General features: G+C 69.4%; 18 protein-coding genes and 10 pseudogenes. 13 read left to right on the top strand and 15 right to left on the bottom strand.

Annotation, left to right across the window (positions count from 1 at the left end):
• Positions 1–280 precede the first annotated feature (280 nt).
• Positions 281–1,155, top strand: a pseudogene (locus IE198_RS35905) (sporulation protein).
• Here IE198_RS35905 and IE198_RS35900 read toward each other — a convergent pair.
• Positions 1,113–1,348: pseudogene (locus IE198_RS35900) on the bottom strand (acyl-CoA dehydrogenase); the annotation flags it as partial. The pseudogenes IE198_RS35905 and IE198_RS35900 sit on opposite strands and share 43 nt — an antisense overlap.
• A gap of 124 nt (positions 1,349–1,472) precedes the next feature.
• Complete coding sequence (locus tag IE198_RS36465; protein ID WP_308426899.1) at positions 1,473–2,375, bottom strand: hypothetical protein; 903 nt, start codon at positions 2,373–2,375, stop codon at positions 1,473–1,475.
• Between the two features lie 113 nt (positions 2,376–2,488).
• Between IE198_RS36465 and IE198_RS32770 the strand changes: the two genes are divergently transcribed.
• Positions 2,489–2,626: a hypothetical protein gene (locus IE198_RS32770; RefSeq protein ID WP_189893274.1), complete on the top strand. Its 138-nt coding sequence runs from the start codon at positions 2,489–2,491 to the stop codon at positions 2,624–2,626.
• Here IE198_RS32770 and IE198_RS32765 read toward each other — a convergent pair.
• Genes IE198_RS32765 through IE198_RS32755 form a run of 3 tightly spaced genes read right to left on the bottom strand, consistent with a single transcriptional unit; the run spans position 2,613 to position 5,500 of the window.
• On the bottom strand, positions 2,613–3,869 hold the full coding sequence (locus IE198_RS32765; RefSeq protein WP_189893272.1) for an MFS transporter: 1,257 nt from the start codon (positions 3,867–3,869) through the stop codon (positions 2,613–2,615). The two genes, IE198_RS32770 and IE198_RS32765, sit on opposite strands and share 14 nt — an antisense overlap.
• Positions 3,870–3,874: 5 nt before the next feature.
• Positions 3,875–5,233, bottom strand: a complete 1,359-nt coding sequence (locus IE198_RS32760; RefSeq protein WP_189893271.1) for an NAD(P)-binding domain-containing protein — start codon at positions 5,231–5,233, stop codon at positions 3,875–3,877.
• A gap of 48 nt (positions 5,234–5,281) precedes the next feature.
• Entirely contained in the window at positions 5,282–5,500 is a 219-nt protein-coding gene (locus tag IE198_RS32755) for a hypothetical protein (protein WP_189893269.1), read from the bottom strand.
• Between the two features lie 105 nt (positions 5,501–5,605).
• Here IE198_RS32755 and IE198_RS32750 point away from each other — a divergent pair, with 105 nt between their 5' ends.
• From IE198_RS32750 to IE198_RS36850, 3 genes and pseudogenes are all read left to right on the top strand, one after another.
• Complete coding sequence (locus tag IE198_RS32750; protein ID WP_189893266.1) at positions 5,606–6,655, top strand: flavin-containing monooxygenase; 1,050 nt, start codon at positions 5,606–5,608, stop codon at positions 6,653–6,655.
• Positions 6,656–6,703: 48 nt separating this feature from the next.
• The gene (locus IE198_RS32745; RefSeq protein WP_189893264.1) at positions 6,704–7,072 is read left to right on the top strand and encodes an ArsR/SmtB family transcription factor; all 369 of its coding nucleotides are present in this window, start codon (positions 6,704–6,706) and stop codon (positions 7,070–7,072) included.
• Positions 7,073–7,134: 62 nt separating this feature from the next.
• Positions 7,135–7,317: pseudogene (locus IE198_RS36850) on the top strand (hypothetical protein); the annotation flags it as partial.
• Here IE198_RS36850 and IE198_RS35895 read toward each other — a convergent pair.
• Complete coding sequence (locus IE198_RS35895; RefSeq protein ID WP_229834728.1) at positions 7,243–7,512, bottom strand: hypothetical protein; 270 nt, start codon at positions 7,510–7,512, stop codon at positions 7,243–7,245. The pseudogene IE198_RS36850 and the gene IE198_RS35895 sit on opposite strands and share 75 nt — an antisense overlap.
• On the opposite strand from IE198_RS35895, the pseudogene IE198_RS32735 reads away from it, so the two are divergent.
• Both IE198_RS32735 and IE198_RS36460 read left to right on the top strand, forming a co-directional pair.
• A pseudogene (locus tag IE198_RS32735) lies at positions 7,459–7,739 on the top strand (GNAT family N-acetyltransferase); the annotation flags it as partial. The gene IE198_RS35895 and the pseudogene IE198_RS32735 overlap by 54 nt on opposite strands.
• On the top strand, positions 7,667–7,912 hold the full coding sequence (locus IE198_RS36460; RefSeq protein ID WP_189893338.1) for a TIGR02391 family protein: 246 nt from the start codon (positions 7,667–7,669) through the stop codon (positions 7,910–7,912). The pseudogene IE198_RS32735 and the gene IE198_RS36460, both read left to right, overlap by 73 nt.
• 38 nt (positions 7,913–7,950) lie before the next feature.
• On the opposite strand, the pseudogene IE198_RS32725 reads toward IE198_RS36460, so the two are convergent.
• From IE198_RS32725 to IE198_RS32705, 6 genes and pseudogenes are all read right to left on the bottom strand, one after another.
• A pseudogene (locus tag IE198_RS32725) lies at positions 7,951–8,987 on the bottom strand (ArsO family NAD(P)H-dependent flavin-containing monooxygenase); the annotation flags it as partial.
• Positions 8,984–9,244: pseudogene (locus tag IE198_RS32720) on the bottom strand (aquaporin family protein); the annotation flags it as partial. The pseudogenes IE198_RS32720 and IE198_RS32725, both read right to left, overlap by 4 nt.
• A 105-nt stretch (positions 9,245–9,349) precedes the next feature.
• Entirely contained in the window at positions 9,350–10,912 is a 1,563-nt protein-coding gene (locus tag IE198_RS32715) for an FAD-dependent monooxygenase (protein WP_229834725.1), read from the bottom strand.
• Between the two features lie 173 nt (positions 10,913–11,085).
• Positions 11,086–11,278: pseudogene (locus IE198_RS35885) on the bottom strand (MarR family transcriptional regulator); the annotation flags it as partial.
• An 82-nt stretch (positions 11,279–11,360) separates the two neighbouring features.
• A pseudogene (locus IE198_RS32710) lies at positions 11,361–12,185 on the bottom strand (tyrosine-type recombinase/integrase); the annotation flags it as partial.
• A gap of 1,225 nt (positions 12,186–13,410) precedes the next feature.
• On the bottom strand, positions 13,411–14,649 hold the full coding sequence (locus tag IE198_RS32705) for an IS701 family transposase (protein ID WP_189893262.1): 1,239 nt from the start codon (positions 14,647–14,649) through the stop codon (positions 13,411–13,413).
• 176 nt (positions 14,650–14,825) lie between these two features.
• Here IE198_RS32705 and IE198_RS32700 point away from each other — a divergent pair, with 176 nt between their 5' ends.
• The 3 genes and pseudogenes from IE198_RS32700 to IE198_RS36245 all read left to right on the top strand — a co-directional run bounded on the left by IE198_RS32700 (position 14,826) and on the right by IE198_RS36245 (position 16,130).
• On the top strand, positions 14,826–15,323 hold the full coding sequence (locus tag IE198_RS32700) for an SRPBCC family protein (protein WP_229834723.1): 498 nt from the start codon (positions 14,826–14,828) through the stop codon (positions 15,321–15,323).
• 137 nt (positions 15,324–15,460) lie between these two features.
• Positions 15,461–15,829: pseudogene (locus IE198_RS32695) on the top strand (helix-turn-helix domain-containing protein); the annotation flags it as partial.
• A gap of 172 nt (positions 15,830–16,001) precedes the next feature.
• Complete coding sequence (locus IE198_RS36245; RefSeq protein ID WP_268246520.1) at positions 16,002–16,130, top strand: hypothetical protein; 129 nt, start codon at positions 16,002–16,004, stop codon at positions 16,128–16,130.
• Positions 16,131–16,372: 242 nt separating this feature from the next.
• Here IE198_RS36245 and IE198_RS35880 read toward each other — a convergent pair.
• Together IE198_RS35880 and IE198_RS32685 are read right to left on the bottom strand one after the other, a co-directional pair.
• Positions 16,373–16,569: pseudogene (locus IE198_RS35880) on the bottom strand (ABC transporter ATP-binding protein); the annotation flags it as partial.
• Between the two features lie 58 nt (positions 16,570–16,627).
• The gene (locus tag IE198_RS32685) at positions 16,628–17,740 is read right to left on the bottom strand and encodes a HupE/UreJ family protein (protein WP_189893258.1); all 1,113 of its coding nucleotides are present in this window, start codon (positions 17,738–17,740) and stop codon (positions 16,628–16,630) included.
• A 535-nt stretch (positions 17,741–18,275) separates the two neighbouring features.
• Between IE198_RS32685 and IE198_RS32680 the strand changes: the two genes are divergently transcribed.
• The 3 genes from IE198_RS32680 (at position 18,276) to IE198_RS32670 (ending at position 22,118) form a co-directional block, all read left to right on the top strand.
• Positions 18,276–19,694: a CBM96 family carbohydrate-binding protein gene (locus tag IE198_RS32680; protein WP_189893256.1), complete on the top strand. Its 1,419-nt coding sequence runs from the start codon at positions 18,276–18,278 to the stop codon at positions 19,692–19,694.
• A gap of 130 nt (positions 19,695–19,824) precedes the next feature.
• Positions 19,825–21,078: an MFS transporter gene (locus IE198_RS32675; RefSeq protein ID WP_229834719.1), complete on the top strand. Its 1,254-nt coding sequence runs from the start codon at positions 19,825–19,827 to the stop codon at positions 21,076–21,078.
• Positions 21,075–22,118, top strand: a complete 1,044-nt coding sequence (locus tag IE198_RS32670) for a TolB family protein (RefSeq protein ID WP_229834717.1) — start codon at positions 21,075–21,077, stop codon at positions 22,116–22,118. Before IE198_RS32675 ends, IE198_RS32670 begins: the two co-directional genes overlap by 4 nt.
• Here IE198_RS32670 and IE198_RS32665 read toward each other — a convergent pair whose 3' ends face one another.
• Entirely contained in the window at positions 22,119–22,268 is a 150-nt protein-coding gene (locus IE198_RS32665; RefSeq protein WP_189893252.1) for a hypothetical protein, read from the bottom strand.
• Positions 22,269–22,416 lie beyond the last annotated feature (148 nt).

Here is a 22,416-nt window from a genome sequence, read left to right as displayed (position 1 = left end):
GGAGAGGTGTGCAGGGCCTACCCAGTGCCCTGAGCATGGGTCGAGCAACCGTTTTTCGAGTCGGCTCCGCCGTCGGGCTGGAGATCAGGTACCCGGGTACGCCGTCCGTCCTCGGCGCGTACGGACGACAATCGGCCGTTCACCGGCCGCAGCTACGCGTACTACATGCTGCGCTGGGACCGGCTTCGATGGTTTCTCGATCGAGGTTCTGAGGGACGGCGGGCCCAGCTGACCCGCTGTCGCGGATCATTGACGATGCGTGAACGGCTAGCCTGCGCGCATGGTGTTCAAACGGCTGCTGGGCAGCAAGGGGAGCGGCGGGACCCGGATTCCGCTGGAGATCGATACCGTCATACCGGACGAGGCGCTGCAGCCGGGAGGGCTGCTGCGCGGGGAGATCGTGCTGCGCGCACCCGACCGGGACGTGAGGGTGCGGACCGTCAACGTGAAGCTCGTCGCCAGCGCGTCACCCGCCGTCGGCAAGAGCGACGTGGTCGACACGGAGTCGGGCGACACGTTCGCGCACTTCCCCGTGAGCAGCCACTTCACGTAGAGAAGGGCCAGGAGACACGGGTGCCCCTGCGGTACCGGCTCCAGTGGGAGAGCCCGGTGTCCGAGGTGCAGGGGAGGCAGCTCCAAGGGGTGCGCCTGGCTCTTTACACCGAGGTAGAGGCCGATGGCATCGAGGACCGGACGGACAGCGACCCCCTGCGCATCGGCGCGACGCCGCTGCACGAGGTGGTCCTCGACGCCTTCGAGGCCGCGGGGTACTCCTGCGGGAGCGCGAAGATCGACGATGAGGGCATTCCGCGTACCGAGCGCCACATCCGTTACATGCGACAGAGCTTGCGCCTCGTCGACACGCTGGCCGTGACCGGGCCGGACCGCCCGCAGCACCTGGAGGTGAACTTCCATACCAACGCGGTCGGTTCCGAGATCTACGTCCGCAAGGCCGCCCTGCACCAGAAGGACTGGTGGAAGAAGCCGCCCGTCCTGCGCTACGTGGCCGCCCACCACGAGGTCGGCCACGTGGACTTCGAGGCGCGAGTCCGGCAGTGGATCGACGAGGTCGCCGTCCTGCCCGAGAAGGCTGTCGATGATCGCGAGAAGGTTCAGTACGACTTGGGCGGCCCCAGGGTGTGGATAGACATGTAGGTCAGGTCATCTCCCGGCTGACCGGGGCCATCCGGGCCACCGGGTCGCCGTGATCAGCCGGGCGAGGCCGAACGCGCGGTTGAGACCCTTGGCTCGAGGTGTGGACGGCTTGGCCGACAGCCCTCACGGCCTCGCCGGCGCTGATGTCGTCACCGACGTCGTCGAGGTGGGTGGCCTTCTGCGTCATCAGCCGAGGAGGGACCAGGATCGGGTCAGTCGACTGCACCCATTAGGTGGTCGACTCGCGAGTGGACGCTATCGAATTGATCTGGGCTTTCCAGCTCCGAGGATGTCTCGCGAATCCTGTTGCGAGGAGTTCATCGGAGTGCGGCCTGGTTGGTGCAGAGGAGGTCGAGCGCATAGGCCCCCGTCCCAAGGTGACCGGCGGGCTTGCCTTCTGCGGTGATGGGGTGCGCCGGGTGGGCGCCGGTGCCGAGGCTGTAGAACTCGCTCTTTCCCGTGACCTCGGCGAGCCAGGTGAGGCTGGAGCGTCGGTCCGCCCACCAGTGCGAGGCGGCGTCCAGACCGAGGCCGGCGGTGACTCCGGCGAGGCCCAGCGGCAGGTCGAGGACGACGGCGGCGAGCGCCAGGAGCAGCGCCTTGGTGAGGGTCAGGCCGATGACGTGTCGGGTGCAGGCGAGTCGGCCGATGCGGCTGGACTGGCCCGGGTTGCGGTCGTGCTGGCCCCCGTCGGCGCTTTGGACCGAGGTCTGTACCCAGTTGGTCCCCGACGGTGTGGGCGGTCCACAGGGTCGCGAAGGCGGCGGCGAAGGTGACGATGGTGTCCGTGCTGGAGACGGTGGCCACTTGTTCTCTCCAGTTGGTGATCGGGTGGGAGGCCTCGGGGCGGGCGGCTGAGTGGTTGGCGACCTGGCGGCCTGCAGGCGCAGCGCGGTGGACAGTGGCGCCGTGAGGGCGGGTCGGGGGTGCGTTCGGCGAGCTGAAGCACGAGGGCGGCGGGGCGGTCCGGGCGGCCGGTGAAGCCAACCACAGCCGCGTCGGATGTCTCGGTGTGCCGCAGCTTGGACCAGACGCGCTGCTCGCGGCGCGGGCAGCTCTGCCGGATTGTCCAGCTCACCACTCACCACGTCACCGACGACGGGCACACCGTCACCCTGCAGCTCGGCAGCGAACCGGTCACTCTCCCTGAACCTCTCGACGAACTCGTCCGTGCCCTGGTCCGCAGACGCCGGGGGAAGGCCGTCACCGTTCCTGTGCACGAGTCCACGTGGCTGTTCCCCGGTTCCCACACGGGATGCCCCTCACTCCCCATGCCCTGGCGGTGGGGCTTAAGGCAGTCGGCATCCGGTGCCAGGTCGTTCACCGGTCGGCTTTGATCGAGCTCGCCTCCGAGCTTCCGGCGTTCGTCGTCAGCCGGCTTCCGGGCTTCCATCAGAGCACCGCCGACAACTGGCAGCGCGACGCCCAGGGCTTCGGCCCGGAGTATGCCGCCGATCTCAGCCGTCGCTGACCCTGCCTGTGCCCATGGGTGAACTTGGGGCGTTGCGTGGAGTACTGGTGGCAAGGGCCGTCGTGGCTGCAAGGCCGGACAGCGCGGCCAGCAGTACGAGCAGTTGCGGGTAGCCGCCGAGTGGGCCGGCCAGGGCGGCTCCGGCAAAGGGAGCGAGCGCGGCCGCGGTGTGAGAGGGAGCGCCGAGGAGTCCGGACAGCCGTCCGTAGTGGGAGGTGCCCCATCGGTCGGTGACCGCTGTGGCCTGGAGAAGGGTGAGGTTGCCGCGGACCGTTCCCGCCAGTACGGAGAGGATGACCAGCAGGATGTACGGGCCGGAAATGGCTGCGAGGGCCACGGTGGTGAGGCCGCCGAGCGCGACCAGGATGCTGGTGCGCAAGGTCGCCCCGGTGTGGCGGGCGAGCGTTGCGTACATGGTGCGCCCGAGGGTCTGTCCTACGCCGCCCAAGCCGAGGGCCCAGGCAGCCTGCGCAGTGGAGTAGCCGCGTTCGAGCAGGAGCGGAACGAGCGCGATGACGACGGCGTACATCGCGAACGCCGAGAGTGTGAGCGTGGCGGCCAGCATCCAGAACGGCCGGCTGCGCACGACGTCTTTTGTTCCCTGGGCGGGGTGGGCGGGGCCGTCTGCGGCCGGGGGCCACGGTGCCTTCAGTGCAAGGGCGTGGGCGGGGATCGTCAGGAGGGCGAGGATCCCGGCGAGCACCGTGTAGGTCGCGCGCCAGGACATGTGGCTTTCCAGGGCGGCGGTCAGGGGTGCGAAGACGGTGGAGGCGAGGCCGCCGGCCAGGGTGACGATCGTCAGGGCGCGGACGTGGTCGGGCGCCCACCAGCGGGTGAGGGCGGCGAAGGCGGGCGGGTAGAAGGTGGATGCCATCGCGAGCCCTGCGAGCAGCCACCCGGCGGTGAATACGAGGAGGTTGGGGGCGGCGGCCACGAGGAGGAGGCTCAGTACGCCCAGGATCGAGCCGGTGGTCATGACCGTGCGCGGGCCTCGGCGGTCGAGGATCCGGCCGACGTGGATCCCGGCGAGGGCGGAGACCAGGAGGGCGGCGGAGAACGCGGCTGTCGTCGCTCCGGCCGGCCAGCCGGTGGCCGCGGTGATGGCGGGGTTGAGGACGGGGAAGGCGTAGTAGACGATGCCCCAGCTGGTGATCTGGGTGGCGCACAGTGCGGGCAGTACGGCGCGCGGCCGCGATCGGAGTCCCGTCCCGGTCGCGGCCGCGGTGGCCTGGGTTGTCGGCACGGTGGTCAGCAGCCGCCGGAAGAGGCGGCGGCACCAATGGTGAGGGTGGCCGGGGCAGCGCAGCAGCCTCCGCCGCTGGTCTCCTCAGCAGCGGGCTGGTCGAACAGGCCGGCGCCGCCGCAGACGCCGGTCTCGGGAAGGGTGAGTTCGACGCGCTCGGCGGCTTCCAGGTCGCCGGCGATGGCCGCGGCGACGGAGCGGACCTGCTCGTATCCGGTCATGGCCAGGAACGTGGGCGCGCGGCCGTAGGACTTCATGCCGACCAGATAGACGCCCGGTTCGGGGTGGGACAGCTCGCGGTGGCCGTGCGGGTAGACGGTGCCGCACGAGTGCTGGTTGGGGTCGATCAGCGGCGCCAGCTCGACCGGGGCCTGGAGGCGCTCGTCGAGACCGAGGCGGATCTCGGACAGGAACGACAGGTCCGGGCGCAGGCCGGTCAGCACGATGACCTCGTCCACCGGGTCCAGGCGCCGGCCGTCCTCACCGACCAGGACCAGGCGGCCGTCGGCCGTCCGCTCGATCGCCTCGGTGCGAAAGCCGGTGACTGCGTCCGCGTGCCCGTTGTCGACGGCGGCCTTCGCGGCGAGCCCGAGGGCGCCGCGGGCGGGCAGCTGGTCGGCATCGCCGCCGCCGAACGTGGAGCCGCTGATGCCGCGTCGCAGGATCCACACCGCGCGCGTGCCCGGCTCGGCCTCGGCGAGGTCGGCGAGCGTGGCCAATGCGGTGAAGGCGGAGGCGCCGGACCCGATGACGGCCGTGCGCTTGCCGGCGTAGCGGGCGCGGACGGCCGGGTTCTTCAGGTCGGGGACGCGGTAGGTGATGCGGTCGGCGGCTGCCTTCTCCCCGAGGGCGGGCAAGCCGCTGGCGCCGGCGGGGCTGGGCGTGGTCCAAGTGCCGGAGGCGTCGATGACAGCGCGGGCGAAGACCCTCTCCTCACCGCCGTCCGCAGTGGCGAAGTGCACGACGAAGGGCTGTGCTTCGCGGTCGGCGTCCACGATCCGGTCGCGGCCGGTGCGGGAGACCCCGGTGACGGTGGCGCCAAAGCGGACGCGCTCGCCAAGGACCTCGGCCAGGGGCTGGAGGTACTGCTCGGCCCAGTCCCCGCCGGACGGGTAGGTGGATGCGTCCGGCTTCACCCAGCCGGTCGGGGCCAGCAGCTTCTCCGCGGCCGGGTCGGTGAGCTCGCCCCACATGGAGAACAGGCGTACGTGGCTCCACTCGCGCACCGCGGCGCCAGCGGCCGTTCCGGCCTCCAGCACCAGCGGCTCGAGGCCGTACTCGATCAGGCGGGCGGCAGCGGCCAGGCCGGCGGGACCGGCTCCGATCACGACGACGGGCAGGTGGACGGTGGGGCTCTCACTCATCACATGTCTCCGGACTCGTACAAAGGGGCGTGGGTGGGGGTCGGCTTGTCAGCAGCAGCCGGTGCCGGTGGCGACGGCTTCGCGCTGGGCCGCCGGGTCGCAGCAGGCTCCGGCCGCCTTCGCGCCCTCGCTGCTGCCGCAGCACGGGGAGGACTCGGCCGGAGCGGTCGCATCGGCGGGCGGTGCGGGGGCCGGTCCGCAGCACGAGGGCGCGGTCTCGGTGGAGTTGGGGGTGGTGCCGGTGGCGGGGGCGACGGGCTCGTTCATGACGACTCCTCGGTGCTTCGATGCCTGTCGATGTCTTGCGCTGCAAGCATGACACCTGCTTCGATGAACGTCAACATAGACATACGTCGAATCTGGAGTTGTTTCATGGAGCACGTTGACGTCGCAGTGATCGGGGGCGGCCAGTCCGGGCTGGCCACGGCGTATGAGCTGATCCGGCGCGGGCTCAAGCCTGTGGTGCTGGAGGCGTCCGACCGGGCAGCCGGCTCGTGGCCGTGCTACTACGACAGCCTCACTTTGTTCTCCCCCGCCCGGTACAGCTCTCTGCCGGGGATGCCGTTCGACGGCGGGGACCCGGACCGCTACCCGCACCGCGACGAGGTCGTCGCCTACCTCACCTCCTACGCCGCACACCTGGACGCTGACATCCGCACCGGCAGCAGCGTCACCGAAGTCCATCCGGACGCGGCCGGTTTCATCCTCAGTCTGGCCGGTGGCGGCCGGCTGTCCGCGCGCGCGGTGGTCGCGGCGTCCGGCACCTTCGGACGCCCGCACCTGCCGGCATTGCCGGGCCTTGAGCAGTTCCCTGGCACGGTGCTGCACGCCGCCGACTACCGCGGCCCCGCCTCTTTCGCCGGACAGCGGATCATCGTCGTGGAAGCCGGGAACTCCGCCGTGCAGATCGCGGCCGAGCTCGCCACCGTGGCGCAGGTGACGCTCGCCAGCCGCCACCCGGTTAAGTTCGCCCGCCAGCACGTCCTCGGCCGGGACCTGCACTTCTGGCTCAAGGCAACCGGCCTGGACACCGCCCCACTCGGCGACTTGCTGCGCACTCCGCCGGGCCAGCCCGTCATCGACGAAGGCCGCTACCGCGCCGCACTGGCGGCGGGCATGCCGGACCGCCGGGAGCTGTTCACCGCCCTGGAGGACCGCAAGGCGACATGGACGGACGGCACCGCAGAGGAGATCGACGTGATCCTGCTGGCCACCGGGTACCGCCCCGACCTGCCCTACCTCACCGGGCTCGGCGCCCTCGACGCCACAGGGCGGCCCCGCCACCGCGACGGCGCCTCCCTGACGCACCCCGGGCCGGCCTTCGTCGGGCTGGAATGGCAGCGCTCACTGTCGTCGAACTCGCTGCGGGGCGTCGGCCGGGACGCTGCTCGAGCCGCCCGCCGCCTGGCCCACCGGCCATAGCTGACCGATCCCTGGGCGCGCTAGTTCGACGTATGTCAAGATAGACGCATGTCGAACGTGCAGGTGCTGCCGCTGATGGAACCGGCCGAGGCCGCGGCGCCGTGCTGCCCGCCGCTGACCGAGCGCCCCATGAACGCCGAGGAAGCCGAGACGGCTGCGAAGATGTTCAAGGCCCTCGGCGACCCGGTCCGGCTGCGCCTGTTCTCCGCCGTCGCCTCCCACGAGGGCGGCGAGGCGTGCGTCTGCGACATCTCCGACGTCGGCGTCTCCCAGCCCACTGTCTCCCACCACTTGAAGAAGCTCAAAGAGGCCGGCCTGCTGACCTCCGAGCGGCGGGGCACCTGGGTCTACTACCGCGTCGAGCCGTCCGTCCTCGCCGCCATGGGCAAGCTCCTCGCCACCGCCGCGACCCCCTGACGAAGCCGCAACCCCCGGGACTCTTCCGGGGCGGCTGCTCAATCGATTATCGCCGATCATCAATGGAACGGTCACAGACGAAGCGCGTCTTGGCCGCGCTCAGCACCGAAGACGCCACCCTGTACGCCGGGTGGTTCAAAGTCTGGCCGACCCCATGCGGGTCCGGGTGCTCAACCTGCTTGCCAACCGAGCGGCGCCCGATGGCTGTCGGGGAGATCGTCGAGCACCTGCCGATCGGCCGGCCGACGGTCTCCCATCACCTGAAAGTCCTGGCCGATGTCCGCTTCGTGCCGGCCGAACGGATCGGCGCCTCGACCCGGTACCAGGTCAACGGCGCCGGACTGGAACGCTTCCCCGGCCGCCGTCCGAGCGATCATGGTTCGCTCATGAACATCACGCCGCTGACCACCGCGCACGCCGAGCGAGTGCTGCGCATCCACCAACTCGGCATCAACGAAGGCAACGCCACCTTCGAAACAACCGCCCCCACGTGGCAGGCATTCGACGCGACCAAGCTGCCCGAACACCGCTTCGCCGCCCTGGACGACGACGGCACCGTGCTGGGCTGGGTCGCGGCCACCAAGGTTCCGGCCGCTGCGCCTACGCCGGCGTCGTCGAGCACTCGGTCTACGTCCACCCCTACGCCCGCGGGCGCGGCACCGCCTCCGGACCGTCCATCGCGGCGCGGCCGCCTTCGCCGAGGGCTGCGTTGCGGGCATCCGTAACCCCAACAGCCACGAGGACGGTCTTCCCGAGCTGCCCGAGCATGAGGCGCTGGAGCAGCTGGCTGCTTTCAGCGTGCTGGCTCGCTGGGTGGACACCGCCACCATCGCCTTCTGAGCGGCGCGAAGAACGGGCCTCAGCGGAGCAGTTCGGCAAATCTGATGTGCCGCATCGCGAGCGGGTCGGCCTACGCCGATCAGGGTGGCCGATGCCGCGCCGGTCCAGTCGCCGTAGCCGACCACGTGCAGGCGGTGTTCGTCCACGGCCCGGGTGCCGATGGTAGCTATGTGCCCGCGCGGGCCGCGAAGCCCGAGTGGCGCGAGGTGAGAGAGGGCCGGGCGGAAGCCCGTGCACCAGATGATCGCGTCGGCCTCTGCGCGGCTGCCGTCGGCCCACTCGACGCCGTCCGGGGTGAGGCGGATGAACATCGGCTGGGCCTTGAGTAGTCCTGCGTCCCGGCTTCCCGTACGGGCGGCACGGCGACGATTTCGCCGAGCGAGGCGACACCGCCGGTGTCGGTGCGTTCTTCGTCGAGGGCGCGGCGGCGGGCGGTGGCGACATCGAAAAGGATGCGGCCGTCGATGTCGTCAGCGAGGAAGCGCGGTTCACGCCGGGTCACCCACGTCAGTTCCGTCTCGTGGGCGAGGTCGGCGGCGATCTGTGCACCGGAGTTACCACCACCCACCACGATGACGCGCTGTCCGGCGAAGTCGGCCGGGCGGCGGTACTGCGCGGTGTGGAGCTGGCGGCCGGTGAAGACGTCGCGGCCGGGGACAGCGGGCAGGAACGGGCGCGACCAGCTGCCAATGGCGCTGAAGACCGCACGCGCTCGCCAGGAGCCGGAGCCGCTCTCCACGCGCAGGAACTGACCGTCGCGTTGGACGGCGTCGACCTGGATGCCGCGTTGGATGGGCAGTTCGTACCGCTTCTCATAGTCGGCGAGGTAGTCGACGACGCGTTTCCCGTCCGGATACGTCTGGCCGGGCTGGGGCGGCATGAGGCGCCCGGGCAACGAGGAGTAGGCGGCCGGGGAGAACAGGTGCAGCGAGTCCCACATGTACTGCCAGGCGCCCCCCGGCGCGGACTGCGCATCGAGCACGGTGAAGTCCACGCCGAGGCGGCGCAGGTGGTAACCGGCGGCCAATCCCGCCTGGCCGCCGCCGATCACCACCACGTCTGCCCGCTGGGTCATGCAGCGGGCTGCTCGGATCCGGTCCGGCCGCCCATGAAGATGACCGCCACCAGGGCCAGACCCACCACGACACCCGCGAGTTGGGCGCCGATGAAGCCGGGGACCGAGGCGGGGGCGATGCCCGCGAAGGTGTCGGTGAAGGCCCGGCCGATGGTCACGGCCGGGTTGGCGAAGGAGGTGGAGGAGGTGAACCAGTATGCGGCACCGATGTAGGAGGCGACGGCCACGGGCGCGAAACGCAGGCGGTCGGTGCGGGCTGCTGCTGGGCCGGGACTGGGGTGCGGGCGGCCGCCACACCGGGTGGGTGCGGCGGCCGTGAGTGGGATCGGCTCGTGGTTCGAGTCAGTCAGCAGAGCGGCGGATCAGCCCGGCGTCACCGCACCCTCTGGCACTCCGAACCACTCCTCCAGCGCCTCCGCCAGCTCGGCCGTCGACGTCGGCGCCTGCACCCCCGCGTCGGCCGCCCAGGCCGTGAAGCCGTCCGGACGGACGAGGACCGCCGCCAGTTCCGGGCGGGACGGGCAGCCGGCCGTCAGGGTGTCGACGCGGCCGGCATACCCCGCAGCGAGGGCCCGGAGCTCCGGGTCGTCGGTGAGGTCGAGCAGGAGCGCCCGGCCCCCGTGGAGGTGGTCCGCGAGGCGGCCGCCGTCGGTGAGTTCGAGGTCCGGGGCGCTGCGGCCGGTCAGCGGGTGCTCGCCCGGCAGCTCGTACCGACCCCCGGCACCGTTGAGCCGCGCGGTGAGGTACGTGGTGCCCACGACCGTCCCCGCCAAGTCGCTGACGATCTCGCGCAGGGCCCGGGACTGCGGGTCCGGGCGCATGGCCGCGACCTGGGACCGGGTCCAGTCCAGGACCCACGCACCGACCGGGTGCCGCTCGGAGGTGTAGGTGTCCAGCAGCCCTTCCGGCGCCCGGCCGCCGATCACCGCGGCGAGCTTCCAGCCGAGGTTCATCGCGTCCCCGATACCCAGGCTCAGCCCCTGGCTCCCGAACGCGGAGTGCACGTGCGCCGCGTCACCCGCCAGCAACACCCGGCCCTTGCGGTACTCGGTGACCTGGCGGGCGTGGTCGGTGAAGCGGGTCGCGGTCCGCACCCCGGTGATCGTGACGTCCACGCCGGATACGCGGCGCAGCCGCGCCTGGAGGTCCTCGGTGGTGACCGGCGCGTCCCGGTCGGCCGGCGGGCCGTCAAACTCCACGGTGACGACGCGTCCCGGCATCGGCCCGTGGGCGTAGACCCCGGTGTCCGTGGCGGTCCAGCCGACCTTCAGGTCCTCGGCGCCGCTCATCTCCACGACCGCCTGGTGACAGGTGATCTCCGGTTCTGTACCGGGAAATTCGAACCCCGCGAGCTTGCGGACCGTGCTGCGGCCGCCGTCGCAGCCCACGAGCCAGCCGGCGCGTATGGCCCCGTGGCTGGTCCGCACCGTAACGGCCCCGTCGTCCGCGTCGAAGCCGGTCAGCTCCACTCCCCGGCGCACGTCGACGCCGAGCTCGTCCGCCCGCCCGCCGAGCAGCCGCTCGATGTCCTGCTGCGCCACGAAAGCGATCTCGGCGGCGGGTCCGGCGTCGCCGAGGCCCGGCTCCGTACGGTCGACCAGGTCGGCGCGCAGCATGATTCCGGCGAAGTGCCCGACGAACCCGAGCCCTTGGCCCGCGGCCCCGCCTCCGTCCCCGCCGTTCCGTTCGCGCATGAATGCCTGGAAGCGGTCCATCGCCTGCCGCTGCACCTCGGCCAGCGCGGGCAGCATGCCCCGGCGGTAGAGCGCCTCTGCGCTGGGCGTGGTGATCGCACCGCCCTTGATCGTCGGGTCCACTTCGGTGAGGCGCTCCAGGACGGCCACCCGCGCGCCTCCGAGCCGGAGCTCGCAGGCCAGCATCAGTCCGACCGGGCCGCCTCCGGCCACCACTACGTCATAGTCCATGGCGCCGACTATGACCGAGGGCCGAGAAGGCCAAAAAGGCGCCGCGGTGTCAAGGAGCCAGCCCCGCGAGGAGGGACGGGAAGCGGGCCATCCGCGCTCCTCCTCAGCTACCTCACCCGCCCCTGCCGGTGTCCCGGCCGGTCCTCGATCGGCTCGATCAGGTGGCCGGGCGGTCAGGCGGTCAGCGCTGCAAGCTCCGCGCTGGCGCGCTCAGTGACCAGAGCGAGGACGCGGCCGGCGGCGGCCAGGTCCTTGGCGGGTATCCCGCCCCCAGATGCGGGCGGTGATGGGGGCTATCTCCGCGCTGGCGGCGGCGATCAGCTCATGCCCTGCAGCCGCGGGTCGAAGGTGCGCGCCGTCCGAGACGCCCAGCCCCACGTGTCCGTTCGCCGTAGCCATACGAGAGCGGGGCACACAGTTAGCGGTGAGAACGATCAAGGAACGAGGCTCATCGGCTGCTGTCGCCGGGAGCGAGCAGGGTCGTGAGCTCGGCGATCGCCTCCGGGGACGGCTTGAAGTAGCGGCGGACGTTCTCCGGTTTCTTGTGCCGGGACTTCGCCATGAGCATCAGGAGTGACGAGTGCTGCTCGCCGAGGTGGGTCAGAGAGGAGTGGCGGTATTCGTGCAGGTCCCAGCCCGTACCGGGACCGCGGCGGAGTGTGCTTGTCCAGCAGTGCTCGGGCCTGCTCGTACGACAGCCTGGCCAGCCCGGTGTCCGAGCAGACGTCGCGGGGGCTGACGACCTTGCCCGGCCCTGGGCGGCGATGGGTGACGAACACCGGTCCGCGGGTGCGGCCCTTGAGCAGCCGGGGCAGGAGCCGGGCGGTGCCGGCGTCCCAGTACACGGTCTCCAGCACGTAGTCCTCGCGCGCCTGGCCGCGGCGGCGGCCCTTGGTCCGGGCGCCCTTGGCCTTGACCAGGCAACGACGCCCGGCGAAGTCCACCTCCTCGATATTGACGCCCAGGATCTCCTCGGCCCGCCCGGCGGTCTCGTAGAGCATCCGCCACAGCGTCCTCTCCCGCAGGTGGACCTCGCGTTGCGCGATCAGCCGGTCGATCGCCATCTTGGAGCGCGCCGGGGTCTCGGAGTCCGGCACCGCCAGCCGCTTCGCCCAGGCCGGAACCATCGGCCCTCATAGCCGCGCTCACGGCACCAGCCGAGCCAGGACGGCACCCCCGCCCGGCGGGAGTTCCAGGTGTTGACCGCCGAGGTGCCCCAGAGCAGTTCGAGGGCCTCGCCGATCTCGTCGTCCGCCACCGACGCCAGACACCGTCCGCGCTGAGGGCCGACACGTCCGCGACGAGGACATCTCCCGCCGCTCCCCGCAGTTGTTCGCGCACATCAACTTCCACGGCCGCTACAGCTTCGCCCTGCCCGCCGAGGTACAAGGTGGCCACCTGCGCCCCACCCGCAAGCCTGAACGAACGCTGCTCTTGCGGCGGGCTCGGCCGATCACTCAACGAGAGCGTATCCACGGGATTCCATGCGCGGTCCGATCGCCCTGTCACGTTCGCCCGCACAACCCAAGCCCCATGAAACCTCACGCGGCTGAACTGAGTTGATTTGCCTTCTACGTCATCCCCGAACGCCGCAATCGCGGTATCGGCCAAGCCCTCCCAAAGAGGTCAACCGCTACGCCTGCAGTGACGGCCTGGACACACTGGTCGTCTGGCCTTCCCGCTCAGCGCGCCGCAGTACCGGCGCTGCGGCTTCCGCCGCGCCGGAGGGCTCCTCGAGCAGCCCGTGGCGCCCAGTTGAGAACGGGCCCCGTGACAGCGCGAGGGCGTCCGGAGCCGGCCCCGGTGACGAACGACCCGGACACCCCTTGCACCACCCACGAGCGGACCGCGACTCCCGCCGCCCGCGAACTGAGATGGTCGGCCGGGAGAGGACACCGCGAACCTATCGCCCGGAACGCCAATACCGAGGGGCCGATTCGGCATAATCGGGCGTTCCGCTCACGCTGTGCCGAACAGCAAGGGGAATTGAGTAGCAACTACTCATGAGCGAAATCGAGGGCTCAAATACACTCGGTAGGTGAGGCTCGACATATGCTAGGTCCGAAAGTGAATCAATGCCAGATAATCAGCGAAAATATCGAATAGGGATCCCCTCGTTCCTCGCCGGCTCCGTCGCGGCAGGAACCCTGGCGGTGTCCTTGCTGGCCGGAGGATCCGCATCGGCCGCAGTGGACCACTATATCCTCGTCAATCGCGAATCAGCCAATGACGGCTCGCCTGGCAAGGGAATCGCAGTCACTTGTCCCGAAGGGTACCGAGTAAGCGGCGGCGGCGGGGAGGCCATACACCGCGAGTATTCGCCGACCACAGGCGAACTGGTGTGGACGGCACCCTATCCCGCTCAAATGACCTCGAGTAGACCCCAGAGCGAGACGCGTTGGTGGGTGAGTGCCGAGAAATATCCGCGGGGACAGTCGTGGATTCTGAAGGCTTGGGCAGTTTGCGTTGCCTAATACTCCAGCCGTAGATCTTGATCTTCATGGGGTCTGGGCTGTTTGTTGCAGGTAGTGGCCGTTGCGGGCGCGGGCTTGGTGTCGTCGTCGCCAGTCGGACCATCGAAGCCGGTGAGCTGGGCCGTGGGCGGGCTGGACCATCAGCGTGGTGAACAAATGCTGGATCTCGTTGCAGGTCAACGGGATCAGCCCGTCCGGGGACGGATGGCGGGCCTGTTCCTGTGCGGCGGTCAGGGCGAGGAAGGCGTGCGCGAGCATCACGAGGGTGACCCACCGGCGCCAGGACGTCCACCGTCTGACCTGGTGTTCGTCGAGTGCGGCCAGGCCCTTTCCGGACTGGAAGGTTTCCTCGATCGTCCATCGGCGTCCGGCGACGCGCACAAGGGTGGCCAGTGGAACGGCAGCGGGCGAGTAGCAGCGGTAGAAGGCGAGTTCGCCCGTGCGGCGGTTGCGCCGGATCAGCAGTTGGTGGTGGCCGGGGCGGACATCGGTGATGTCGGCCACGGCCCAGTCGTAGAAGCGCAGTCCCTTGGCTCCGGTGCCTGCGGAGCGTTGCTGCCAGGCCCGTTTGGGCAGCTTCTTGGCCAGGGCGTCGGCCCGGAGCTTCCCGGCGTGGGTGGGGATCTGGTGGTCGCAAGCGACAGCGAGCACGTAGCCGGTCTGCCGGGCTTCGAGTGCGGCGCGCAGGTGTGGGTTGGCGCCGTAGACCTCGTCACCGGTGACCCAGGCGGCGTGGATGCCGGCGTCCAGGGTGCGCGTGATCAGCGTAGTGGCCAGGGCCGGTTTGGTGGCGAAGCCGATCTCGGCGGGGATCCCGGCTGCCTGGCAGCGGTCCGGGTCATCGGTCCACGAGCGCGGGACGTACAGCTCCCGGTCGATCGCGGCGTGTCCGGCCGGAGTTGAGTAGACGAGGTAGACGGCAACCTGGGAGTTTTCGATGCGGCCCGCGGTGCCGGTGTACTGGCGCTGCACGCCGACCGTGTGGGTGCCCTTCTTCAGATCGCCGGTCTCGTCGACGACCAGTACGGCGTCCTGGCCGCCGAGGTGCTCGACGACGTATCCGCGCAGGTCGTCGCGGACTGCCTCGGCGTCCCACTTGGCCCGGGCCAGCAGGTGCTGCAGGCCGTCCGGTGTGGCGTGTCCGGCATGCTCGGCGATCGTCCAGCAATTCTTCCGTGGCAGGTCCGACAGCAGTCCCAGGACGAGGGCCCGTGCGCGACGTCGCGGTTCGACCCGCGCGAAGCGGCCCGCGATCCGGCCCATCAGGGCATCGAACAGGTCCCGCCAGCGAGCGGGGTCTACGCTATGGCCTGCGGCCACCGCTTGATCTTCGTTTGTCCACACAACACGCGATGATCACCGGTGGCCGCACCTGCCCCCCACACCGCCCCTGACCTGTGAGATCGCAGCCTACGGCGGGGATACATAGGATAAGTGCGGTGGTCAATCCCGACGCCTTCGGCCGGAGGAGGTTCGTGATGACGCACGATGGCGGGCTGAGGCTGCACATGCAACGTGTCCTCCGCGCACCGCGTACGGTCGTATTCCGAGCGTTGACCGAACCGCAGGAAGTGGCCAAGTGGTGGGGCCCCGACGGGTTCACCACCCCGAGTGTGGAAAGCGACCTTCGGCCAGGAGGTGGTTACCGGATCGCGATGCAGCCTCCGGAAGGCGATCGGTTCCACCTGGTGGGGGAATTCCTTGTGGTCGACCCTCCGGAACGCCTGTCCTACACCTTCCGGTGGGAGGATCCCGATCCCGAGGATCGGGAGACAGTGGTGACGCTGTCCCTTCGCGATATCGGCGGTACCTCGGCCGAGCTGGTCTTCACCCAGGGCGACTTCGCCACTGAGCGGCGCCAAGCTCTTCACGAGGAAGGCTGGACTCAGAGCCTCAACAAGCTGGAGGAGCTGATGTCGTCGGTTGCGTCGACCTGAGATCTTTGCCGGTGGGAGGGGCCCTGCCGCCGGCCGTACCTGTCTTCACACCGCCCCTGACCAGCGAGATTGCGATCTACGGCTGGAGTACTAAGCGCTGCCCCGTAACTACTGGTCCTGGGTGAGATGATCTTGCCGTGTCTGGTGTGATCCGGCGTCGGAGCCCTCCTGGATAGCCCCGTTCAGCGGGCTGAGTCCGCGTCAGTTCGGCAAGCTGGTCACCGCGCTCCGGCGCGAGGGTGCAGATCCGGTGTGCGCAAGGGCCGGCCGTGGAGCCTGCCGCTGGAGGCCGCGTGCTCTTGGTCGCCGCCTACTGGCGGACGAACCTGACCCTGCGCCAACTGGCGCCGCTGTTCGGGGTGTCCAAGTCCGCCGCCGACCGCATCGTCGACCACCTCGGGCCATCCCTCGCGCTCCAGCCCCGGGAGCGGTTCCGCAAGGACACCGTGCTGATCGGCACCCTGGTCCCCACCCGCGACCACACCATCGCCGAGCAGTCGAAGAACACCTGCCAACAGCCCCTGCCCAGCAGGACATACAGAACATCAAGATCGAGACAGACCTAACGGAGTCCAATTAGTTACTTCCCGCCGGTGTCGTATCGGTTCGCCGGAAACTCCCCGGAACCCGCTCCATGGCGCTACCAAGCAGCCGAGCCTCTACCCGGGGAGCCGCACCATGACCCGCACCACGCACAACGCCGACCGCACCCGCCGCAAGGAGATCCTCGCCCTCATCGGCAGCATCGTCGCCGGAGCCGTCAGCGGCGCGGTACGCGCCCTCACCACATGGCTCCTCGACCGCTGAGCCCGTCAGGACACATCACCCCGGCTGCGGGCTTTCCCGTGCGCCGCGACCGGCCGCAGCCGCGCGTCGCTATCCGCGCCTCTCCCGGTATGTAGTGCCATTCCGTCCTCCATCCACGGGTCCCAGCTGCATGTACGGGCCTACCGCGTCGGGACCATTGCATGCCCGCTGAACGAAAACGCATCAGACACCCAACAGGTGACGAGCACCAACGCCCAAGGGCCGTCAGAAAATCCGGTTCAGCTCAGTGCGGCGCGCTGGAGCTCGCCCCGGACAGACGCCCGGGCCTGCGCCGCGCATGGGTGTCATCGAGGCCGAGGCCACCCAAGGTGTTCAGAGCCTCGGCCAAAACGTCGTGCGGTTCCGCTCCGCGGAGCCGGACGGCCGTGCGGGCCACCTGATCAAGAACGGGACGGTGCTCGTCGAACGCAGCCTTGGCTGAGCAGTCGTAGCGGCGGGCGTTACGGGAGTCGACGGGTCCAACGGAGGCGAGCGGACTACGCGGCGCTCGGCGCCAGGAGGCGCTCGACGAACCAGACCAGACCGATGACACCGAACAAGGTGGACGCGCCGACCTGGGCCACGGACGACCAGGAGTACCGGCGTGCCAGCAAGAGCAGCGGGAACACCAGGAGAACGACCGTGAGCTGGCCTATTTCGATGCCGATGTTGAAGCTGACCAGCGAGCCGAGCAACCGGGCACCGAGGTCGTCGGTGAAGCTCAGCGCCCCGGCGAAGCCCAGCCCGTGCAGCAGGCCGAAGCCGAACACGACGAGGGTGCGGTGCCGCGACTCGCCGCGCGCGATGTTCTCCACCGCGACGTACAGAATGGACAGTGCGATCAGCGGTTCGACGATCTGGGCCGGAACGTGGACCCACCCGAGCACGGCCAGGGCGAGAGTAACGCTGTGCGCCACGGTGAAGCTGGTCGCGAGTCGGACGACGCTGCGCCATCCCCGCGCGCCGAGCAGCAGGAGCACCAGGAAGAGCACGTGGTCGATGCCGAGCAGGATGTGTTCCACACCCAGGGTCACGAACCGGCCGATCGACGTGAGGGAACCGGTATCGCCGACCCGCAATTCGTGATGACCGGCGTCGAAGACGTCGCTCCCGCTGGCACCGCCGAGCTGGTATTCGACGATGTTGGTGTGATCGGCGCCGATGGCGTCCGCCTGGGAAAAGACCCCGTAGCGCACGGTGAACTCGCCGCTTGCCGCGCCCGGACAACTATGGATCAGAAGCACGCGGGCGTACAGAAACTTCTGGCGCTTCGTGATTCCTGTGTCCTCGAGCTCGGCGTCGCAGCGGACGCCGTCGAGTGCGACGGTCACGCGGTCGGCCAGGTATGACGCCAGCTCGTCGCGGCGAGCCTCAAGAAACGCTTCGCGCTCCGCGTCCTTCGCTCCGGGCGGGAGCTTGCCGAGGCCGGCGGCCTTGGTGAGCATGTCGTAGTCCAGCTCCAGCTGGTAGCGGACCAGCGAGCCGTCCTGGCGGATGGTGGACGTGCCGTCTGTCGTCGGGACATGCGCCGAGGCCACCGAACTTGCCAGCGACATCAGGAGCCCCGTGAGAACCGTGACCCCCAGCGCGACCAGAAGCGCGCGGCTCATTCGGCCGGGGGAGCCTTGAAAGCCTTGCCGCGGAGCCAAGAGCGTCATGTTGAGGAACCAAAGCCGCCCGAGAGAGGGACCGCGTAGCTTGCTCGTTTCGTAGGTACGACGCCTAGTTGAATTCTTGGCCGTCCCCGCCGGGATCGGCGTCCAGCCGCCCGGTGGCCGATCACGTCGGCGAACTCTCCGCGGGCCTTGCGCTCGGTGATGAACGCCGGCGCCTCGGCGAGCTGCGCCTCAGTAAGAAGGGGCAAGCCGTCCTCGAACCACGAAGCCAGGAAGACCTCCGGGATGTGTATCCACGCCTGCCTATCGGCCGCCTGAGCGTCCCCTCCTGCGCTGCGAGTGTCGTTGCGGCACTCGTGTGCCAGCACGGAACCCGCTGTTCCAGTGAGTTCAAACGCACCGATCGCGACCACCGTCGATCGTTCAACTGTTAGCCATCGTGTGACCTATGTCTCATCACCGGGTGGTCTGCCTGTGTCCCTATCTTCCGTGAAGCCCCCCACGACAACAGGAAGCGGAGGGCTTTTGCATGTTCAGACACCGAGCGGTCAAAGCGGGGGCGGCGGTCACCGCCGTCAGCGCAATGATCCTCACGGTCTTCTCCTTGTCCTCGTTCACCCCGACGGCTTCGGCAGCCACCACGACCCTCAACCCGGTCGGGGACACCTACGTACAGGACACCACCCCGTCGACGAACTACGGCACTGCGGCGAATTTCACGGTGGACAACTCGCCGGTGCGCCACTCGTTCCTGAAGTTCAACGTCAGCGGCCTCACCGAGGCCGTCGCCGGCGCCAAGTTGCGCATCCGCGTCACCAGCAGCGGCAACAGCAGCAACGGCGGCACCTGGAAGTCGATGACCGACACCACCTGGTCGGAGACCGGCGTCACCTGGAACAACAAGCCGATCATCGACGGCGCCACTGTCGCATCGCTCGGATCGGTGGCCAACGACCAGTGGGTCGAGATCGACGTGACCTCGGTGGTGACCGGTAACGGCACGTACAGCTTCGGCGGCACCTCCACCAGCACCAACGGCGCGTACTACGACTCCCGCGAGTCCGGCGCCGACGCGCCGCAGATGGTGATCACCACCGGCACCGCCCCGTCACCCACGCCCACGCCCACGACATCGTCACCGCAGCCGTCGGGTGACCCGGTGCTGGTCGGCGCCGGTGACATCGCCAACTGCGGCACTGCGGGCGACGAGGCCACCGCCAACCTGCTGGACGGCATCACCGGCACCGTCATGGCCATCGGTGACACCGCCTACCCGGACGGCAAGGCCTCCGACTACACCAACTGCTACCAGCAGTCATGGGGCCGGCACAAGGCCCGCACCCGGCCGGCCACCGGCAACCACGAGTACCACACCACAGGCGCGGCCGGGTACTTCAACTACTACGGCGCTTCGGCAGGAGACCCGACCAAGGGCTACTACTCCTTCGACCTGGGCAACTGGCACGTCGTCGCGCTCAACTCCAACTGCTCGATCGTGTCCTGCTCGGCCGGCTCGACCCAGGAGCAGTGGCTGCGCAACGACCTGGCCGCGAACACCAAGCCGTGCACGGTGGCCTACTGGCACCACCCGCGCTACACCTCCGGCTCCAGCCACGGCCCGAACACCGCGGTGAAGCCTCTGTACCAGGCGTTGTACGACCACAACGCCGAGGTCATCGTGACCGGGCACAACCACAACTACGAGCGGTTCAAGCCGATGGACGCCAACGGCACCCTGGACACCACCCGCGGCATCCGGCAGTTCGTGGCCGGCATGGGCGGCACCGGCCTGGGCGGCTTCGGCACCATCCAGCCCAACAGCGAAGTCCGCAACAGCAGCACCTGGGGCGTGCTGAAGCTGACCCTGCACGCCAACAGCTACGACTGGCAGTTCGTCCCTGAGGCGGGCAAGACCTTCACCGACAGCGGCACCAACAACTGTCACTGACCGGCGCCGGGTGATGGGTGCCCTCCCAGCCAGGGAGGGCACCCGCCCGCTGCCGAGTCGTCACAGCACCCCGTTCCGTTCTCGCCCCGGAAGGCCCGCTCGCATGTACCTGTCCTCAATCGATCGGCCCGTGGCCGACTCCACAGAAACCGCAGACCGCTCGCGCCGACGCGGTCTCACGGTCGTCGGCGGCAACGTCTTCGCGCTCGGTACGGTCAGCTTGGTCACCGACATCTCGGCCGAGATGGTCACCGCGATCCTGCCGGTGTACCTGGTCTTCGGGCTCTCGATGAGCCCGCTGGCCTACGGCATGATCGACGGGATCTACACCGGCGCGACCGCTGTGCTCCGGCTCATCGGCGGATACCTTGCGGACCGGGTCCGCAAGCCCAAAGCGGTGGCGGGCATCGGATACGCCATGTCGGCGCTGGCCAAGCTCGGGCTGCTCGCGGTCGGCCGCTCGGCCAGCGCGATCGGGCTGGTCATAGCCGTCGACCGGGCGGGCAAAGGTCTGCGTACCGCACCCCGGGACGCGCTGATCACGCTGTCGGCCCCGACGCACGCGTTGGGTCGCGCGTTCGGCGTGCACCGGGCGATGGACAGCTTCGGCGCGTTCCTGGGGCCGCTGGTCGCGCTGGCCGTGCTGGCGGCCGCGGGCCAGGCCTTCGACGCCGTCCTGGTGACCAGCTTCTGCATCGCCGCGCTCGGCGTGCTGATTCTCGTGCTCTTCGTCCGGGACCGGCACGACGAACGCCCACCCACCGTCGTGGTCTCCCCGCGGGAGGCCCTGGAGCTATTGCGGGCCGCGCCAGTGCGCAGGCTGCTCATCACGGCATGCCTGCTCGGTTTCGCCGTCATCGGCGACGGCTTCGTCTTTCTGCTCCTGCAACGCCGCGAGGAGATCTCACTCGGCTGGTTCCCCCTGCTCGCGGTCGGCGCCAGCCTGGCCTATCTGCTGCTGGCCATACCCATGGGGGCGCTGGCCGACCGGGTTGGCCGGGTGCCCATCCTGCTCGGCGGCTACACCGCGCTGGTCGCGGTCTACCTGTTGCTGTTCGGCCCGCTGCACGGCTGGCCACTGCCGGCCGTGGTGCTGCTGCTCTACGGCTTCTTCTATGCCGCGACCGACGGCGTGTTCATGGCGTTGGCGGGCCCGGTGCTGCCCGAGCATCTGCGCACCACAGGCATCGCGCTGATCCAGACCGGCCAGGCTCTCGCCTACCTCGCCTCCTCAGTCCTGTTCGGACTCGCATGGCAGCTGTGGGGCCCGGCCACCGCCAGCCGGTGTGCCGCTGCCGTTGCCGTGCTGGCCGTGGTGGCCACGGCATCCCTGCTGATCAACCCATCAACCGACACCACTACCAACACCGAGGTGGTCGCATGAGCGAGCAGTCCACGATCGACACCGAGACGCAGCAGCTGAGCCCACCGCCCTCATGGCCCCGGTTCGGGCGCGCAGCTCGCATCGCCACCACGGTGGCCGCCGCCATCGCACTCGCCGGCGTCGCGATCGGCTACGTCCAGCTCAGCTCATCGGCCAAGGCCCCCGACGCGCCCACCACGGCCGAAACGGTGTCGCTGGCGCCGGGCCCGCGGCTGTTGACCCTGATGAGCACCGGGCAGGTGACCACGGTCGACAAGGACACCCAGGGCGGCGCTCGCACGGTGTCGAAGACCAAGTGCGATCGCATCTACGCCGCCGCGGGAACGGTCGCCTGCCTCTACGCCGACGGGATACTCGGCACGGTCACGATGCGCATCCTCGACGCGGACCTCAAGGAACGCAAAGCGATCCCGGTCAGCGGCATCCCCAACCGGGTCCGCGTCTCGACCAGCGGCCGGATGGTCTCCTGGACCGCCTTCGTCGGCGGCGACAGCTACGCCACACTGGACTTCTCCACCCGCACCGGAATCTACGACACCAAGACGGGAACCCTGTTCAAGACACTGGAAACCTTCGCCGTCATCAAGGACGGCAAGCCATATCAGTCGGTCGACGTCAATTACTGGGGAGTGACCTTCACCGACGACGACAACACCTTTTACGCAACCATGTACACCAAGGGGCACCGTCACCTGGTCCAAGGCGACTTCGCCGCACGAACCGTCCGTACCCTGCGCGACCACGTCGAATGTCCCTCGCTCTCGCCCGACGGGACCAGGATCGCGTTCAAAGCACCGATCAACGGCGACTCGACACGGGGCTGGCGGCTCACCGTGCTCGACCTCGCCACCGACCGAGTCACCCCCACGGCCGAAACCCGCAGCGTGGACGACCAAGCGGCCTGGCTGGACAACTCCACCCTCGCCTACGCCCAGCAACACGACGACGGCATCAAAGACCTCTGGACCGTGCCCGCCGACGGTTCCGGCGAACCACGGCGGCTGCTGCGCGACGCCCACTCCCCCTCCGCGCTCGGATGATCACCCGAAGCTGACCATCAAGACGGAGAGGAACGGCAGGGCCCCGTCGGCCGCCTCGTGTACCGGGCGCTCGCCGAGACTGGGGAAGCCGACGCGCTGGCCGAGGCACAGACCGTCGGCCCTCGCCGCCCGGCCTGCTCCAGGATCCATCACCTACGAGGTGACCGGCCCTTTACGCACTTCTTCTCTGAACCAACTATCCAGCCACCTTCACCGATTGGGGCGCCCGCGGCTAGTGTCCTGCGCCGGAGATCCGTCGGCAGAAGCGGGCGAGGGATTCGAGGATTTCTTCGGCGGT

The organism is Streptomyces xantholiticus (assembly GCF_014651015.1).
Classification (GTDB): Bacteria; Actinomycetota; Actinomycetes; order Streptomycetales; family Streptomycetaceae; genus Streptomyces; species Streptomyces xantholiticus.
The sequence above is the reverse complement of the archived record's forward strand: the minus strand, read 5'-3'. Positions and strand labels throughout refer to the sequence as shown.